Annotated in this window: 18 protein-coding genes; 11 read left to right on the top strand and 7 right to left on the bottom strand. The window is 73.9% G+C overall.

All coding sequences use genetic code 11. The features are described from left to right. Positions 1–160: 160 nt before the first annotated feature. From CHC11_RS09010 to CHC11_RS08985, 6 genes are read left to right on the top strand one after another with little or no spacing between them, the layout of a single operon-like run. Entirely contained in the window at positions 161–1,132 is a 972-nt protein-coding gene (locus CHC11_RS09010) for an NAD-dependent epimerase/dehydratase family protein (protein ID WP_245918975.1), read from the top strand. Next, positions 1,129–2,301, top strand: a complete 1,173-nt coding sequence (locus CHC11_RS09005; protein WP_245918972.1) for a glycosyltransferase family 4 protein — start codon at positions 1,129–1,131, stop codon at positions 2,299–2,301. Before CHC11_RS09010 ends, CHC11_RS09005 begins: the two co-directional genes overlap by 4 nt. A gap of 10 nt (positions 2,302–2,311) precedes the next feature. After that, positions 2,312–3,040 (top strand): hypothetical protein, encoded by a 729-nt coding sequence (locus tag CHC11_RS09000; protein WP_089311191.1) that lies wholly within the window; start codon positions 2,312–2,314, stop codon positions 3,038–3,040. Continuing rightward, a complete protein-coding gene (locus CHC11_RS08995) occupies positions 3,037–3,390 on the top strand; it encodes a hypothetical protein (protein WP_089311612.1) in 354 nt (117 codons plus the stop codon). The genes CHC11_RS09000 and CHC11_RS08995 overlap by 4 nt, the downstream gene beginning before the upstream one ends. Beyond that, positions 3,390–4,505 (top strand): glycosyltransferase family 4 protein, encoded by a 1,116-nt coding sequence (locus CHC11_RS08990; RefSeq protein ID WP_089311190.1) that lies wholly within the window; start codon positions 3,390–3,392, stop codon positions 4,503–4,505. Before CHC11_RS08995 ends, CHC11_RS08990 begins: the two co-directional genes overlap by 1 nt. Beyond that, positions 4,502–5,287, top strand: coding sequence for a hypothetical protein (locus tag CHC11_RS08985; RefSeq protein ID WP_089311189.1), 786 nt, complete (start codon positions 4,502–4,504; stop codon positions 5,285–5,287). Before CHC11_RS08990 ends, CHC11_RS08985 begins: the two co-directional genes overlap by 4 nt. A gap of 7 nt (positions 5,288–5,294) precedes the next feature. On the opposite strand, the gene CHC11_RS08980 is transcribed toward CHC11_RS08985, so the two are convergent. From CHC11_RS08980 to CHC11_RS08960, 5 genes are all read right to left on the bottom strand, one after another. Next, positions 5,295–6,608, bottom strand: a complete 1,314-nt coding sequence (locus CHC11_RS08980; RefSeq protein WP_089311188.1) for a serine hydrolase domain-containing protein — start codon at positions 6,606–6,608, stop codon at positions 5,295–5,297. A 94-nt stretch (positions 6,609–6,702) separates the two neighbouring features. After that, positions 6,703–7,224 carry a YceI family protein gene (locus CHC11_RS08975; protein WP_089311187.1) on the bottom strand — a complete coding sequence of 174 codons (522 nt, stop codon included), beginning with the start codon at positions 7,222–7,224 and terminating at the stop codon, positions 6,703–6,705. Between the two features lie 22 nt (positions 7,225–7,246). Further along, positions 7,247–8,125, bottom strand: coding sequence for a VanW family protein (locus CHC11_RS08970; protein WP_143226981.1), 879 nt, complete (start codon positions 8,123–8,125; stop codon positions 7,247–7,249). Positions 8,126–8,274: 149 nt separating this feature from the next. Then, positions 8,275–8,505 (bottom strand): DUF6158 family protein, encoded by a 231-nt coding sequence (locus CHC11_RS08965; RefSeq protein WP_089311185.1) that lies wholly within the window; start codon positions 8,503–8,505, stop codon positions 8,275–8,277. Between the two features lie 33 nt (positions 8,506–8,538). Then, positions 8,539–10,161 carry a bifunctional phosphatase PAP2/diacylglycerol kinase family protein gene (locus tag CHC11_RS08960; protein WP_089311184.1) on the bottom strand — a complete coding sequence of 541 codons (1,623 nt, stop codon included), beginning with the start codon at positions 10,159–10,161 and terminating at the stop codon, positions 8,539–8,541. A 179-nt stretch (positions 10,162–10,340) separates the two neighbouring features. On the opposite strand from CHC11_RS08960, the gene CHC11_RS08955 reads away from it, so the two are divergent. The 3 genes from CHC11_RS08955 to CHC11_RS08945 all read left to right on the top strand — a co-directional run bounded on the left by CHC11_RS08955 (position 10,341) and on the right by CHC11_RS08945 (position 12,642). Continuing rightward, positions 10,341–11,243: an ABC transporter permease gene (locus tag CHC11_RS08955; RefSeq protein WP_245918970.1), complete on the top strand. Its 903-nt coding sequence runs from the start codon at positions 10,341–10,343 to the stop codon at positions 11,241–11,243. Next, positions 11,236–12,027: an ABC transporter ATP-binding protein gene (locus CHC11_RS08950; protein WP_245918969.1), complete on the top strand. Its 792-nt coding sequence runs from the start codon at positions 11,236–11,238 to the stop codon at positions 12,025–12,027. Before CHC11_RS08955 ends, CHC11_RS08950 begins: the two co-directional genes overlap by 8 nt. A 93-nt stretch (positions 12,028–12,120) precedes the next feature. Then, positions 12,121–12,642 (top strand): YbhB/YbcL family Raf kinase inhibitor-like protein, encoded by a 522-nt coding sequence (locus CHC11_RS08945; protein ID WP_089311610.1) that lies wholly within the window; start codon positions 12,121–12,123, stop codon positions 12,640–12,642. A 51-nt stretch (positions 12,643–12,693) separates the two neighbouring features. On the opposite strand, the gene CHC11_RS08940 is transcribed toward CHC11_RS08945, so the two are convergent. Beyond that, a complete protein-coding gene (locus CHC11_RS08940) occupies positions 12,694–13,197 on the bottom strand; it encodes a MarR family winged helix-turn-helix transcriptional regulator (RefSeq protein ID WP_089311182.1) in 504 nt (167 codons plus the stop codon). 82 nt (positions 13,198–13,279) lie between these two features. Between CHC11_RS08940 and CHC11_RS08935 the strand changes: the two genes are divergently transcribed. Then, complete coding sequence (locus tag CHC11_RS08935) at positions 13,280–13,966, top strand: DUF4386 domain-containing protein (protein WP_089311181.1); 687 nt, start codon at positions 13,280–13,282, stop codon at positions 13,964–13,966. A gap of 61 nt (positions 13,967–14,027) precedes the next feature. Here CHC11_RS08935 and CHC11_RS08930 read toward each other — a convergent pair whose 3' ends face one another. After that, positions 14,028–15,002, bottom strand: coding sequence for a winged helix-turn-helix domain-containing protein (locus tag CHC11_RS08930; RefSeq protein WP_218825998.1), 975 nt, complete (start codon positions 15,000–15,002; stop codon positions 14,028–14,030). A 59-nt stretch (positions 15,003–15,061) separates the two neighbouring features. On the opposite strand from CHC11_RS08930, the gene CHC11_RS08925 reads away from it, so the two are divergent. Further along, on the top strand, positions 15,062–16,255 hold the full coding sequence (locus tag CHC11_RS08925) for an MFS transporter (protein ID WP_089311180.1): 1,194 nt from the start codon (positions 15,062–15,064) through the stop codon (positions 16,253–16,255). Positions 16,256–16,294 lie beyond the last annotated feature (39 nt).

Below are 16,294 nucleotides of genomic sequence, written 5' to 3'. Positions count from 1 at the left end.
CGCTGACGCGGTGAGGACCGTTTCTGGTGGCCGGACGAGAGTCCGGCCACCTTTTTCGTTCACTCGATCCCGGGCCGAGCCCGTGTCCCGGCGGGAAGTCCCTTGTGAGCAGGGACGGGAGCCCTGTCCCAATTCGGGCTGTGATGGATAAGGTGCCCGGGTGCGGGTGGTGGTCACTGGTGCGGCGGGGTTCATCGGGAGCCATGTCGTCGACGCGTTCTCGGGGGCGGGGCATGAGGTGCTGGCCGTCGACGCGCCGGAGCGTTCGCTGAGTCCCGGCGTCGCCCGGCGGACGTGGGCGAGGGTCGCGACCAGGCCGGGGGTCGTCGCCGCCGAACTCGACCTGGCGGTGGACGATCTCGCCGCCGTCTCGGCCGCGGACGTCGTCGTGCACCTGGCGGGACGTCCCGGGGTGCGCGACTCGTGGGGGCCGGGCAAGGCGGTCGTCGAGCGGGACAACGTGGCGGCGACGCGGCGGCTGCTCGCGGCCTGCGTTCAGCGGCCGCCCCGGTCGCGGCCGAAGGTCGTCGTCGCGTCCAGTTCGTCGGTGTACGGGTCGGCGGGACCGCGTCCGAACCGGGAGGACGATCCGCTGAAGCCGGCCAGCCCGTACGCGGTGAGCAAGGCGAAGGCGGAGCGGCTCGCGCGGACGGCCGCCCGGAGCGGGCTGCGGACGGTGCTGCTCCGGTACTTCTCCGTCTACGGCCCCCGGCAGCGCCCCGACATGGCGTTCCACCGGTTCGTCGAGGCGGCGCTGGACGGGCGCCCGCTGCCGGTGTTCGGAGACGGCCGCAGCTCCAGGAGCTTCACGCACGTGCGGGACGTCGTCGCGGCCACGCTGGCGGCGGCGGCCGAGGACCTGCCGCCCGGCGTCGCCGTCAACATCGGGCACGCCGAGCATGTGGCGGTCCGCGACGCGATCGCGATGCTCACCGGCGCACTGGGCGTCCCGGCGCAGATCCGGCGCGAGACGCCCGTGGCCGGGGACGCGGCGCGCACCTGGGCCGACACGTCCCGCGCCCGGGAGCTGCTCGGCTGGACGGCCGCGACGGACCTGGCCGAGGGGCTCGCGGACCAGATCGCCTGGCACCGCGGGCTGCGGACCGTGCCGGAAGGGGCGGCGGTCGGATGATGCACGGTCCCCTGCGGCACAGGGCGGCGTACGTCGCGTTCGACCGGTTCCCGTCCAGCAAGGGGTCGGCGGTCCACATCGCGCAGATGGCCGACGAGCTGTTCACCCGGTTCGACGGCGGCCTGCTCGCCGCGATCGGCGGCGGCGACCTGCCGCGCTACCAGCGGGAGGGGACGCGGGAGGTCGCGCGGTTCGACGCGTCGATCCCCAACCTGATCGACCGGGCCGAGGCGTTCTCCGGCTGGGTCGCGGCCCACCTGCGGCCGCACTGGGAGACGCTGGAGGTCTGCCACGTGCGCGACCCGTGGAGCGCGCTTCCGGCGGTCGCGGACGGACGGCGCCACAAGGTCGTGTACGAGGTCAACGGGCTGCCGTCCATCGAGATGAGCCACACCTGGCCCTGGGCCGCGCCCGCCACGCTCGGCAAGATCCGCGAACTGGAGCGATTCTGCCTGGAGCGCAGCGACGCGGTGGTGGTGCCGTCGCGAGTGATCGGCGAGGCCGTCCGGGGACTCGGGGTTCCGGAGGGCCTGATCCACCTGGTGCCCAACGGCGCCGACGTCGGCGGCAGGCCGGAACGTCCCGCGGGCGCGCCCGAGCGGTATCTGGTCTACGTCGGCGCGCTCCAGCCGTGGCAGGGCCTGGACGTGCTGATGCGCGCGTTCGCGCGGCTCGCCGACCTGCCCGGCCTGCGGCTGGTGGTGTGCGCGTCCGTCCCGGAGCGGCGGGCCAAGCCGGTGCGGCGGCTGGCCGAGCGCCTCGGCGTCGCCGAGCGGGTCGACTGGCGGTTCGCGCTGCCGCACCACGAGGTCGCCGCGTGGCTGGCGCACGCCGAGGTGTCGGTGGCGCCACTGACCGGCTGCGCCCGCAACCTGGACCAGGGGTGCGCGCCGCTGAAGGTGATCGAGTCGATGGCGGCGGGCGTCCCGGTGGTCGCCTCGGACCTGCCCGCAGTCCGCGAGCTGATGGCGGACGGGCGGCACGGGCGGCTGGTCCCGGCGGACCGTCCCGCCGAGCTGGCCCGGGCCGTCCGGATCCTGCTGGAGTACCCGGAGGAGGCGGCGGCGATGGGGCGGAGGGGCCGCGCGCACATCGAGGAGAGCCTGACCTGGGCGCGGTCGCGCGCCCGGCTGGCCGAGGTCTACCGCACGACGACACGGGGTCGATAGGTGGTTCGTCATGTTCTGGCGTAAGCAGAAGGCCGCCATCGAGCGGTTCCATCCGCTGCACAGGGCGCTGACCCTGGAGCAGGGCTTCTCCGTCTCGCTGCGGCGGGACGACTGGGAGCCGGTGATCCAGAGCCTCGCGCAGCACGGGGCGCAGGTGCGGCGGCGCCGGTGGCGGCTGCACGGGCGGGTCCCGGGGGTGCTCGTGCCGCTGCTGCGGGTGCTGTCGGCCGACATGCCCCCCGACGGGGTGCTGTCGGTGTCCGCGGACATGCGCGGGTCCCGCGTCCCGGAGAAGAACGGCCCCCAGCAGTCGCTGCCCTCCCGGCCCCCGATCTCGGGGCTCAGGCAGTGGTACGCGTTCGACCCGTGGCTGCGGATGCGGGCGGAGCTGCGCGACGGCAGCGTCGTCGAGCTGTCGGTCACCGACCGGGTGCGGCACCGCAAGTACCGCAAGAGGAACGCGCGCGGGAAGACCAAGTACAAGAGCAAGTCGAAGACGGTGCAGCTCGTGCGGGTCACCCGGCGGCTGGCCAGGGACGCGGCCGTCCGGCGGCCCTCGTCGCCGCCGCCGCGCTGGGTCAGGGTGCAGGTGAAGCAGGGCAGGCGGCTGGTGATCCGCGCGAGCGGGAAGTTCCCCGGGCCGGTGGAGGACAGGGTCCTGGTGGACCGGATCCTGCAGGTGTCGACGGAGCCGTTCCGGTGGACGCCGCCCGGCACGGCCGCGAGGAGGACCACGTGAACCGCTGCACCGTGACCACCGGGTTCTTCGTGCTCGGCCGCTGCGGCCGGTCCGCCGTGGCGACGTGCCCGCAGTGCGGCCGCCCCGTCTGCGGCGCGCACGCCGGACCGAACGCGCTGTGCCCCGAATGCGCCGCGGCGCAGGGGTACCGGACGCAGGACCCGCACCACCCCGGCTGGACGCACGGGTACCGGCGCGAGTACTACCAGGGCAGCTCGCAGACCTACAACGACGGCTACTGGTACTCCTCGTTCGACGAGTACGACCGGGGCGCCTTCAACCCGGGCGACGACTACTCCCACGGCGGTGACTGGGAACCGGACGACGACACCGGCTTCGTGGACAGCTGATGCCCCGCGTCCTGTGGATCACCGAGCACTACCCGCCGAGCCGGGGCGGCATGGCGCAGTCCTGCGACCGGATCGTGCGGGGCCTGCGGGGCGCCGGCGCCGAGGTCGACGTCGCCCACCTGACCCGGCGGTCACGGCCGTGGGGCGTGTCGCGCGAGCACGGCGGGCGGCTCGTCACCGCGCCGCTCGGGGACGACTCCGAGCACGCGCTGCGCCGCCTGTGGACGACGATCACCGCCGCGGACCTGACCGGGTACAGCCACGTCGTGGCGTTCGGCGGCGTCCACGCGATGCTCGCCGCGCCCGTCCTGTCCGCGCTGCTCGGCGCGCCGCTGGTGACGCTGCTGCGCGGCAACGACATCGACGTCGGCGCCTTCTCGATGCGGCGGCGCGGCGTGCTGGCGGACGCGCTGCGCGCCTCGTCCCGCGTGTGCGTCGTCGCCCGGTCGCACGCGCCGCTCGTGTCGGCGCTCGCCCCCGGCGCGGCGGTCGCGTTCGTCGCCAACAGCGTCGACACCGCACAGTGGCGGGTGCTGCCCTCCGAACGGGAGCGGGGGCGGGCCTGGCGGGAGGGCAACGTCGCCCCCGGCCGCCGGACGATCGGGCTCATCGGCCAGCTCAAGGTCAAGAAGGGCGTCGGCTTCTTCCTGGAGGCACTGGCGGCGTCGCGCCGCACCGACGCCTTCCACCTGCTGCTCGTGGGCGAGGTCGAGGACTCCGTGCGGGAGTGGCTCGTGGAACGCGGCGTCCCGCACTCGTTCCTGCCGTTCCTGGAGCGGTACGACCTTCCGGCCGTCTACGCGAGCTGCGACCTGGTCGCGCTCCCCTCCTTCTACGACGGGATGCCGAACGTGGCGCTGGAGGCGGCGGCGCTCGGCGTGCCGCTGATCGCCTCGGACGCCGGCGGGCTGGCGGACGTGGCCGACGACGAGATCGGGTTCACCTTCCCGGCGGGCGACCCGCACGCGTGCCGCGCGGCGGTCGACCGGGCCGCGCGGGCGGGCGGCGAGGAGCTGGCGAAGCTCGGCGCGGCGGGCGCCGAGCGGATCCGGCGCGACTTCACCCCGGCCGCCGAGACCGCGGGCTACCTGGCCGTCCTCGACGAGGCGCGTTGATCGTCTGCTACGCGGCCGGTGACGGGCTGGGGCATCTGACGCGGCTCCGGTCCGCCCTGCACACCCTCGGGCGGGAAGGGCCGGTCACCGTGGTGACCGGGTCGCGGTTCGCGGCCGACCCGCGCGTGACCGGCGGCTGGGACGTCGTGGAGACCGCCGGCCCGGCGGCCCCGCAGCCGGACGAGGTGATCGTCGACGCGTTCCCCGCCGGGCTGAGGGGCGAGCTGACCCGATTCCCTTCCGGGACGCGGACGACGCATCTGGCGCGGCTGCTGCGCTGGGACGCCTACCGGCCCCTGCTCCCCCCGGACCCGCCCCGCTTCGACCGGGCGTTCGTCCTGGAGGAGCTCGACCCCGCCCACCATGCCTACCTGCGCACGGTCTCGGACGAGGTCGTGCCTTTGACACTCGCCGATCCCCCGTCGGAGCCGGTCGACGTGCACGGCTGGCTCATCGTGCACAGCGGCCCAGACGCGGAGACGCTCCAGCTCGTCGCCTACGCGCAGGACATGGCGTCGCTCGAACGGGTCCGTCCGCCGATGACGCTGGTGTCGCCCGCCAGGCCGCACGGCCTGCCGCCGCACGTCGTCCACCTGGACGTCTATCCCGCCTGCGTTCCCGGCCCGAACGTCGAGCGGATCGTCACCGCGGCGGGGTTCAACGCCGTCCGCCAGTACGCACCCTGGCGGGGACGGCACCGGATGATGCCGTTCCCGCGCAGCCTGGACGACCAGTACACCCGCGCGGCCCGCGCCAGAGGCGGGTCCTCGCGCCAGAAATAGGTGCGCGCTAGAAGTAGGTGGAGGTCAGGTCGCCGGTCGGCCAGGTCGTCACCGCGTTCGCGGCCTTGTGCAGCAGCGAGTCGATGTCGGCGTAGCTCGCCGCGTCGCCCTCCTGGCGCTGGTCGAACAGGACCGCCCACGACAGCCCGTCGTACCGCCGGACCAGCAGCGTGTACGTCCCGGCCAGGCTCCCGTTGTGCCAGGTGTTGCGGCCCCCTGTCACCGGGCGCACCTGCCATCCGCAGCCGTAGTACCAGCCGTCGGCGTTGACGCCCGTCTCCGGCTTGGCGAACGCCCGGCTGACGGACGCCGACGTCAGGACGGACGTCCCGCCGTCGTAGACGCCCGCGAAACGGGTGAGGTCCATGGCGGTGGCAAGCCAGCCGCCGTGCGCGTCCATGTTCTCCAGGTTGAACGCGCCGTCCGGGAAGGGCACCTTGGTGCCGCTGTTGTCGAACACGGTGGTGCCCGTGTAGCCGGAGTAGTACGGGACCTCGCCGGCGGCCTTGGTGAGCGTCCTGCCCAGGCGCATCCGCGTGATGCCGCGGGGCGCGAGCACGGTCTGCCGGACGTAGTCCTCGTACTTCTTCCCGGTGACCTTCTCGATGATCCGGCCGAGCAGCAGGAACCCGTAGTTGGAGTAGGCGTACTGCGTCCCGGGCGCGTGGTCGAGCGCGCGCGCCGACACGTACCTCATGATGTTCGCCTGCGACACCGGCAGCGCGACGCCGAGCTCCCTGGCGATCGCCGCGTCCCGGAACATCGGGTCGGGCGAGATGCCGGAGTCCCAGCCGCCGAGGTGCTGCAGCAGCCGCAGCACCGTGACGTCCGCGAGGCGGGGATCGGCCGTCGTGGGGAGCCCGAGCAGCGTCGCCGCCCGGTCGGTGAGCTTCAGCTTCCCGTCCTGGGCGAGGCGGAGCACCGCGGTCGCCGTGACGGGCTTGGAGATGCTGGCGATGCGGAACGGCGAGGTCGGCTGCGTCTTGAAGGCGCCGTCCTCGGCGTAGGTGTAGCCGCGCGACAGGACCAGCTTGCCCTTGCGGACGACGGCGAGCTGCCCGCAGGGGATCGCGCGCGCCTGCATGAAGCTCTTCAGCGTGGAGTCGAAGCCGCCGAGTCCGGCGAGCGCCCTGCCGGTCACTCCCCACGTGCGGGCCGCCGCTGCCGCCCGCACCGTCCTGGACGCCCCGGACCCCCCGGAAGCGCAGCCCGCGAGCAGCGCCGGCGCGGCCGCCAGGCCCGCCGCCTTCCCGAAGTTCCGCCTGCTCAGCTCCGCCACCGCGGCCCCCTGAAGATCGAATGTCCGGAAAGCGGTGATCATGAACTCTAGTGCATTCGATCTTCAGTGGTGGGCGAACGCGGGGCCCTGCGCCGCCGGTCAGGACCTGCTCGGGCAGGGTCGACCCGGGCGGGGCCTACTCGGGCAGGCGGATCTCGAACTCGATCTCGACCTCGTCGGCGAGCCGGAGCGCGCCGAAGAACGCCGAGTAGGGCTTGATGCCCCAGCGGCTCTGCTCGACGGTGACGCCGCCGCGCACCCGCTCGCCGTCCCGGGCGGCCGCGAGCCGAACCGGCTTGGTCCGTCCCATGATCGTCAGGTCGCCCTCGACGGCGTCCTCGCCGATCGCGGTGGAGACGAACCGGATCTGCGGGTACCGCCGGACGTCCAGGACCTTCCGCAGGTTCTTCACGATCTCCGCGCGGTCCTGGTCGGTGAGCGGCTTCACGCCGCCGGCGCCCTCCCGCACCTCCAGCCCGTCCACCTCGACGGTCACCTCGACCGACGAGGCGTCCAGGGGTTCGCGCGCCTCGACCGCCGCCGACCAGCGCGCGGCCTCGATGGTCAGGTCGTGCCCCGCGCGCCGGCCGAGCCCGCTGCGCCCCGTGCGGACGAGCAGCCGACCGTCCTGCGGCCCGAGCTCGAACTCTCCGTCCATGCATCCCACCCTGCCACGCGGGTCACAGACACTCCACCTCGGGTTGCGAGCGGTACTCGGTGTGGAACCTCTCGCGGCGCACCTCGCGCCCACCGGCGAGCAGCGTCCGCCACACGTCGACCTCGAAGCCCTCCCGGCCCGTCATGGGGATGCACTCGCCGCCGCGGCCGACGCCCGATCCGAACGGCCTGAACCCGTACCGGTCGGACGTCCGCGACCGCACCTCGTATTTGCGCCGGCCCCACAGGTCGACCGTCAGCGACGTCGCCGAGTAGGCCACCTGAATCCGCACCGGCTCGCCGGTGTCGTTCCTCCAGGCGAAGTCGAGCTGCGGATAGAACACCGCGGCCTCGCGCCCCTCCGGGTACTCCGGCATCCACAGGGTGTGGGCGCTCGCCTTCCGGATGTCCAGCCCGGCCAGGAACACCGCGTTGAACAGGGTCGTGGACACCTGGCAGATGCCGCCGCCCACGTCGTTCGCCAGCCGCGAGCCCATGATCGCGGGCGCGGGCACGTACCCGCGGCTCCTGGTGCGGGGCCCGACGGCGTCGTTGAACGAGAACGTCGCGCCGGGCTCGACGACATGGCCGTCCAGGGCCCGGGCGGCGAGCTCGATGTTGCGGACGCGGGGCTCGCCCGCCGCGAACCGCGTGGTGAACGTGCTCATCAGGCGGTCGGGCGGCAGCGCGCCGGGCCCGCCGCGCCCGGCCGGGTCGCGGTGCGGCACGGTGAGCGCCGCCGACACCCCCGAGAGCCGCGGGCCCTCCAGGTAGGCGGCCAGCAGGAGCCCCGTCGACGCGACGGCGCCCGCCGCGACGGGCCACCACCGCCGGACGCCGCGCCGCAGCCGCTCGCGGCGCCCCCGTCCCTCCCGACGGCGCCCAGGCCCGATCCGCCCCACCGACCACACCCCCCGACGATCCCAACGGGATCTTTCACGGACCCTGCCGCCCACCCGCGGCGGGCACCCGCGCCTTTACCCGAACAGAACGAACGTCCGAACAACACGGGCCCTACGGGACGGCGGGCGCGGGGGGGCGCCGAGCGCCGTCAGCGGGCGCGGGCCCCGGCGCGCATCCGCTCGGGGTCGATCTCCCGGCCGGGACGCCTGCGCAGGTACTCGGCCTCCATCTCGTTCATGCGCCGCGTGTGCTCGCCGTAGGCCTGGTCGGCGGCGTGCCGCAGCGCGTCAAGCCTCGTCTCGTACAGGTGGCCGAGCTCACGGAGCAGGTCGTCGTCGCTGAGGTCGCCGGGCGCGACTCCCAGGTCACGGCTTGTCATCGTGTGATCTCCTCCTTCATGGCGTCCCGTGCCTTACCCGGTCACCGGGGCATGAACCGTGAACACTCGCAGGGCACGGGGATGCTTGCCGAAGCGCACCGCGGGCGGCAGCGACGCCACCTCGCCGTCGCGCGCCAGCCGCAGGTCACCGGCCGGCGAGACGACCTCCATGCCGGTGGTCCGCCACGAGCGGTACCCGGGCGTGACGCGCAGATGGCCCACGATGATCGCGGCGACCGCGCGGACGCGCGGCGCGCGGCTCCCGGTCGTGACCATGCGGACGTCGAGGCGCCCGTCGTCGAGGCGCTCGCGCCAGGTGGGCGCGGCGCCCCACGAGCCGAAGACGCCGTTGCCGACGAACGCCAGCCAGACCCGCCGGCGCCTGCCGTCCACCACCAGCTCCACGGGCTCGGAGTGCCGCAGCGTGCGGACGGCGGCGACCGCGAGCGCGGGCCACTTCCCGATCAGTCTCTCCAGCCGGACGCGCCGCTCGACCACCTCGGTGTAGGCGCCGATGCTCGCGGTGTTGAGGAATATCTGCTCCGCCTCGTCCTCCACCTCGGCGGACAGCGGGGTCACGTAGGAGACGTCCGCGCGGCCGATCCGGCCCTCCCGGTAGGCCCTGATCGCCTGCGTCGCGGTCTCCACGCCGACCGCGCGGGAGAAGTGGTCGAACGTCCCGCCGGGGACGACCAGCAGCGGGACGTCGCGGCCCAGCGCGGCCCGCGCGGCCGCGTTCACGGTGCCGTCGCCGCCGACCACGGCCAGCACGTCGGCCCGCTCGGCGGCCTCGGCGCACGCCTTCTCGACGTCCGCGCCCGGCTCCAGCCGGACGATCTCCGCCGCCGGCAGCTCGGCCTCGATCAGCGCGAGCGCGATCTCCGAACGCCTCGGGAGGATCCCCGCGTCCGTCTCGGCCGCGGGGCCCGAGCCCAGGTTGACGACGGCCACCACGCCCCGCCCGTCCTGGGCGACCCGCACGTCCCCGTCCCCGGCCGGGGCCACGCGCGCCACCGGAGGGCGGGCGGGCCACACCATCCGCGTCCCGATCCCGGCGAGCGCGCCGATCCCCAGCCCAGCCAGGACGTCGCCCGGATAGTGGGCGCCGGTGTAGACGCGGGAGAAGGCCACCGCCGCCGCCGTCGCCGCGACCGGGACGCCCACCGCCGCCGGCGCCTCCAGCGCGACGCCGGTCGCGAACGCGGCGGCCGAGGCCGAGTGCCCGGAGGGGAAGGCGTGCGAGGTCGGCAGCTTCCACCGGATCCGGATCGGGGGGACGAGGTCGACGACGGGGCGCCTGCGGCGGAAGGCCTGCTTGCCGACGACGTTCACCGCGGGGCTCGCCACGGCGATCGCGATGGCCCCGCGCAGCGCCGCGCGGCGCAGCCGCGGCCGTCCCGCGATCCCCATCGCGCCGGCCGCCGAGAACCACAGCACCCCGTGGTCGGCGAACCGCGACAGCCGCGGCAGGACGTACTCCAGCCCGCGCAGCCGCGCCGACGCCACCTGGTCGAACGCCCACCGGTCCATCCGGCCGAGCCTGCGCAGGAGGGGGACGCGCTGGGGCCAGGCCCGATGCTCCTGGGCGTGCCGCGACCGGCGCCGGGTGACGGACCGTGACGGCGCACAAGTGCGCCGGGAATGGTTGACGCGCATCTCCCGGGTATCCCCAGGGAGGCCGACATGATTCCGTAAAGATCTCAAATCGGGGGTCACATGCGGGCGAACGTCACTCTGGACTCAGCGACTGCAATAGGCTTCGCGGCATGAGTCACCCGGAACGGCTCGGAACCCCGGGTGGCGAGTCGGTCGGAACGATCGCGGAGCCTCCTCACGTGAACGGAACCCTGGCCGACTACGCCGCACGATACGGGCTGAGGCAGAGCGCTGCGCGCCCCCCGCTGCGCAAGTACATCCAGGATGTGTGGGCTCGCCGGAACTTCATCTGGGCGTTCGCATCCGCCAAGAACATCTCGATGTACACCGACTCCCGACTGGGTCAGGTGTGGCAGCTGCTGACCCCGCTGCTGAACGCCGGGGTCTACTACCTGATCTTCGGTGTGCTGCTGAACACCAAGCGCGGGGTGGACGACTTCATCCCCTTCCTGGTGACGGGCGTCTTCCTCTTCGGGTTCACGCAGCGGTCGGTCACATCGGGCGCCAAGTCCGTCGGCGACAACCTTTCGCTGATCAGGGCCCTGCACTTCCCGCGCGCCACGCTGCCGCTGGCGATCGCGATCGTGGAGTTGCAGCAGCTGCTGCTCGCGCTGGTCGTGCTGTTCGTGATCGTGTTCGCATGGGGCGAGCCGATCGGGCCCGAAATGCTGCTGTTCGTCCCGGTGGTGGCGCTCCAGCTCATGTTCAACGTGGGCATCAGCATGGTCATGGCCCGGCTCGGGGCGTTCAACCGCGACATCACCCAGCTCCTGCCGTTCGTCATGCGGACCTGGCTCTACGCGTCCGGTGTGATCTTCAGCCTGCCGTCGCTGATGAAGCCGGGCAGCCGGCTGGCCGAGTACCCGTGGCTGGGCGAGTTGATGCAGCTCAACCCGGCGTACGTGTACGTGGAGCTGAGCCGGCACGTCCTGCTCGGTGAGTACCGGTCCTATGTCGAAGGTCTCGCGCACGCCACCCCGACGGGGCAACTGTGGCTCTACGCCCTCGTGTGGGCCGCGGTGATGCTGGTGGGCGGGTTCCTGTTCTTCTACCGTGCCGAGGAGCGATACGGCCGTGGCTGACACGAAGGTCCGCGGGTCCGCCTCGATCGACCCGACCCGGGAGCCGATCGTCGTCGTGGACGACCTGCACATCGTCTACCGGGTGTACGGCGCGGGCGGCAAGGGCAACGCCGCGAGCGCGTTCTCGCGCGTCCTGCGCCGCAAGCACCGCCCGTCCATGACCGAGGTCCACGCGATCAAGGGACTGTCGTTCGTCGCGTACCGGGGCGAGGCCGTCGGCATCATCGGCACCAACGGCTCCGGCAAGTCGACGCTGCTGAAGGCGATCGCGGGCCTGCTGCCCCCGCACCGCGGCGGCGTCTACACCGACGGGCAGCCGTCCCTGCTGGGCGTGAACGCGGCCCTGATGAAGGACCTCACCGGCGAGCGCAACATCGTCCTCGGCTGCCTCGCGATGGGCATGACCCCGGCGGAGACCCGGTCCAAGTACAAGGAGGTCGTCGAGTTCGCCGGGCTGAAGGAGGGCTTCATCCAGTACCCCATGCGGACGTACTCCTCCGGCATGGGCGCCCGCCTCCGGTTCGCGATCGCCGCGGCCAAGACCCACGACGTGCTCCTGATCGACGAGGCGCTCGCCACCGGCGACGCCAAGTTCCGGGTCAAGAGCAAGCGCCGCATCGAGGAGCTCCGCAACGACGCCGGCGCGGTGTTCCTGGTGGCGCACCAGCTCGACACGGTCAAGGAGATGTGCGACCGCGTCATCTGGATCGACGAGGGCCGCATGCACATGGACGGCGACCCCGAAGAGGTCATCGCCGCCTACATCGAGGCGACCGGCAAGTAGCACCTGTCGCCGGGTTCGCGACGGGGACCGGCGGAACGTGACGCCCCCTGGTAGAGATGGGGTGTCACGATGATCCTGATGGAGGAGGTCGCCATGGCCGGCAAGCCCCCGCTCCCGCACGAGCACCTGCCCGAGGTCCCCTCGTTCACGGTCGCCAGCGACGACATCGCCGAAGGCGAGCGGCTCGCGGACCGGCACGTTTTCGACGACTGGGGTTTCAGCGGCGGCAACGCGTCGCCGCACCTGCGCTGGTCCGGGTTCCCGGACGCGACGAAGAGCTTCGCGGTGACCTGCTACGACCCGGACGCGCCGACCGGCAGCGGCTTCTGGCACTGGTCGCTGTTCGACATCCCCGCGAGCGTCACCGAGCTGCCCACGGGCGCCGGGACCGAGGACGCCGAGGTCGGGGTGCACGCCCGCAACGACTACGGGGTCAGGGCGTTCGGGGGCGCCGCCCCGCCGCCCGGCGACCCGCACCGCTACGTCTTCACCGTCCACGCGCTGGACGTGGACTCGCTCGGCCTCGGCCCGGACACCTCCCCCGCCGTCGTGGGCTTCAACATCACCGCCCACACCCTGGCGCGCGCCACGATCGTCGCGGAGTACGGCGTCTGACGCCGTCCGCGCTCCGAGGCCGTCCCGGGTTCCGGGACGGCCTCGCGCGCCTCACCCCGGTTCGCGGCCCGGTCTGAGGCGCCGGAAGCCGGGGTGGATCCCCCTGCCGAGCCCCTGCTGCTCGGCGACGCGCTCCAGCAGCGCCTTCACCTGCCGGTGCTCGTCCTGCGACAGCGCCCGGCACATCTCCTTCTCGTGCGCCGCGCCCGCCTCCGCCAGCCCGGCGAGCAGGGCGAAGCCCTTCTCGGTCAGGTACAGCGCGTAGAGGCGCCGGTCCTCGGGGTTGCGGCGGCGCTCGATCAGCCCGCGCTCCTCCAGCTCGTCCGCGAACGGGACGAAGCGGCTCGGCGGCATGCCGAGCTCGTCGGCGAGTTCCCGCTGGCTGCGGCCGGGCGCGCCGGCCAGCATGCGCAGCAGCCCGGCCTGCGGCGGGGTCAGGTCGAGCTCCGCGATCCGCTCGGCGAACCGGCCTGCCGCGTGCGCGCCCAGTTGGGCCAGCAGGAACGCCACCCCGACCTGCACGGGGGGACGGCCCTCCTCATCGTTCATACCCATGTGTACATGATAGCGACTTGACAATCGTTCCAGTTTGTAATCATTATCGAGTGTATAGCGATGGACCGATCGAGGAGAGCTCATGACCACCGCATCCGTTCCGGAACGATCCGCGCCGGCCCGCCGCCCGCAGTCCGGGCCGCCGCTGCTCGTGCCCGTCCTGTCCTTCGCCGCGCTGACCGTCGGCTACGTGATCGCCAACCGCGCCACGCCGCACCCGGATGCGACGGGCGCCGAAGTGCTGCGGTACGCGCGGGAGCACGGCACCGCGATCAGGGCGGGCTCGTGGCTGCTGCTGGCCTCGGCGATCCCGCTGGCGCTGCTGGCCGCCGTCCTGTACCGCAGGCTGCGCGCGCTCGGCATCACCGCGCCGGGCTCGGCGATCACGATGGCGGGCGGGCTGCTGGCCTCGGTCGCGCTGACGCTGAGCGCGATGACCGCCTGGACGGGCGGGCGGCTGCCGGACGACGCGAGCCCCGCCCTCGCCCGCGCGCTCGCCGACCTGTCGTTCCTGGCCGGCGGCCCCTTCTACGGCGCGGGCTTCGCGATGCTCGTGGCCGGGGTCTCGGTGACCGGCCTGCTCGCCGGGCTGCTGCCGCGCCCGCTGACCTGGATCGGGCTGGCCCTGGCCGCCGCCGGGATGCTGTCCACGCTGTCCCTGCTGGCCGACGGGTTCGCGCCGCTGCTGCCGGTCATCCGGTTCGGCGGCCTCCTGTGGCTGGTGGCCGCGGCCGCCCTGCTGCCCCGCAGCCGCCCCAGGCGCGCGTGAGCGTCCGCGCCGAGGCCGCCCCGGACCCCCTCCGGGGCGGCCTCAGCCGGTTCGACGACCCTCAGCCGGTTCCGATGAGGACGTCCCCGACGGCCGTCCGGCGGTAGAGGACGGAGCGGCCGCTGCGCTCGCGCGTGACGAGCCCGGACTCCCGCAGCACCGCGAGGTGGTCGCCGATCCCGCCGACGCTCATCCGGAGGCGGGCGCTCAGCCAGCTGGTCGTGGCGGGCTCGGCGAGCAGGCGCAGCAGATCGGCCCGCGTGTGGCCCACCAGCCTGGCCAGAGCGTCCTCGCCGCGCGGTTCCCGGCTCTCCCAGAGCGCCGCCACTCCCCTGGCCCGGTACATCAGCGTGTACGGCCAGTCCTGGTCGAGCGCCGCGCCGAGTTCGGCGAAGACGACCGGCACGAACGTCAGCCCGGCCCCGCCGAGGCGGTAGGTGGCGTCGCCGTGGATGTCCGCCTCGATGACGCCGTCGCGCCAGCGCACCCTGCGGGACAGGCCGTCCAGCGCCGCCGCCCAGCCGTAGGCGGCCAGGCGTCCCGCGCGGTGGACGATGTCGCGTTCCAGGATCGAGCGCAGCACCGGCCAGTCCGGCTCCAGCAGGGCACGCCAGGCCGTCTCCAGCCCCGCGGCGAGCCGCTCGGCCACGTCGGGGGCCTCCAGCACGTCCCGGACGGCGGCGTCCGGCTCAGGCAGCCCCTCGAGGTTGCGGGCGAGTTCGCGGCGCGCCTGGCCGAGCGGTGTCGCCCGCACGGTCACCAGCTGATCGGCGACCGTCAGGTTCGGGCGGGCGGGCGGCGGGACGACGAAGTCGGCCATGTACCCGTGCGGGCGGCGCAGGAAGGCCAGCGCGCGCAGGGCCGGGTCCCCGGCCACCCGCCGGTACGCCGGGCGGACCCGCTCCACCCAGGGCCCGAGCGGCCCGACCGGCATCCGGCCCGCGAGCACGCCGAGCGCGCTGTGCACCTCGATCAGAGGGGCGACCCCGAACCGGCTCGCCGCGAGGTCTCCGGGTCCGACCACGATGCGGTACACGTTTCGCTCCTCCCCGAAACATTGTCCATGACGGGACCGGCGGCCGCAGAGTCGCCGCCATGACCGCTCCTTCGACGACCTCCGCGCGGTACCGCGACATCTTCGGCGTCCCCGAGTTCCGGACGCTGTTCTCCCTGCAGACGCTCCAGGTGGGCGGCGACTCGGTCCGCACGATCGCGCTGTCGGTCCAGACGTTCGAACGCACGGGCTCGCCCGTCGCGGCGGCGCTCGTCTTCGCCGCCGGGATGCTCCCGTACGTGGTCGGCGGCGCCCTGCTGCTCTCGCTCGCCGACCGCATCCCGGCGCGGCGGCTGCTCACCGGCTACCACCTGCTGCGCCTGGCGGTCACGGCCGTCCTCGCGGTGGGCGGGCTCCCGCTGCCGCTGATCATGGCGCTGCTGGTCGCGGCGGGCCTGTTCGCGCCGGTCGGCAGCGCGACCGTCCAGGCCCGGCTGCCCGTCCTGCTCCCCGGGGACGGCTACGTGCTCGGGCGTTCCCTGTTCTCGATGACCAGCGCGGGCGCCCAGATCGCCGGCCAGGCCGCCGGCGGGCTGCTGCTCTCGGTGCTGGCCCCGGCCGGGACGCTCTGGCTCGCCGCCGCCGGCGCGGCGCTGGCCGCGGGCCTCGCCCGCTTCCGCCTCCCGGACGTGCCGGTGGCGTCCCGGCCCGCGTCCACCGGGACGGCGCGGGCGACATGGCGGACCAACCGGCTCCTGCTCGGCCGCCGCACGACGCGCGGGCTGCTCCTGGCCGGGTGGCTGCCGATCTCCCTGTCGGTGGCGGCGGAGGGGGTCGCGGTCCCCTACGCGGGGGAACTGGGCCGCCCCGACGCGGCCGGGCTGCTGCTGTCGGCCGCCGCGGCCGGGATGTTCGCGGGCAACCTGGTGGCGGCCCGCTGGGTCCGCCCGGAGCTGCGGGATCGCCTCGCACTGCCGCTGGCCGCGCTGACCGGCGCGCCGCTCCTGCTGTTCGCCTTCGGGCCCGGCCTGCCGGCGGCGTGCGCGCTGATGGCGGCGGGGACGTCCGGGCTGGGCTACGAACTGGTCGTCCAGCGGCGGCTCGTGGACGCGGTGCCCGAGGAGATCCGCGGGCAGGCGGTCGGCCTGTACGGCAGCGGCCTCATGACCGGCCAGGCGGCCGGTATCGGCGCGGCGGGCGCCCTGGGCGAGGTGATGGCGCCCGGTCATGTCGTGGTGCTGTGCGGCGCCGCGACACTGATCGCGTGCCTCTTCCTCCACCGGCCCCTCCGCTGAGGGGTGCGGCGTGTCCGCCCTGGGGCGGGCGAACACGCC

The organism is Actinomadura mexicana (assembly GCF_900188105.1).
GTDB classification, from domain to species: domain Bacteria; phylum Actinomycetota; class Actinomycetes; order Streptosporangiales; family Streptosporangiaceae; genus Spirillospora; species Spirillospora mexicana.
Note: the sequence above shows the minus strand (reverse complement) of the source record. Positions and strands in the feature narration are given on the sequence as shown.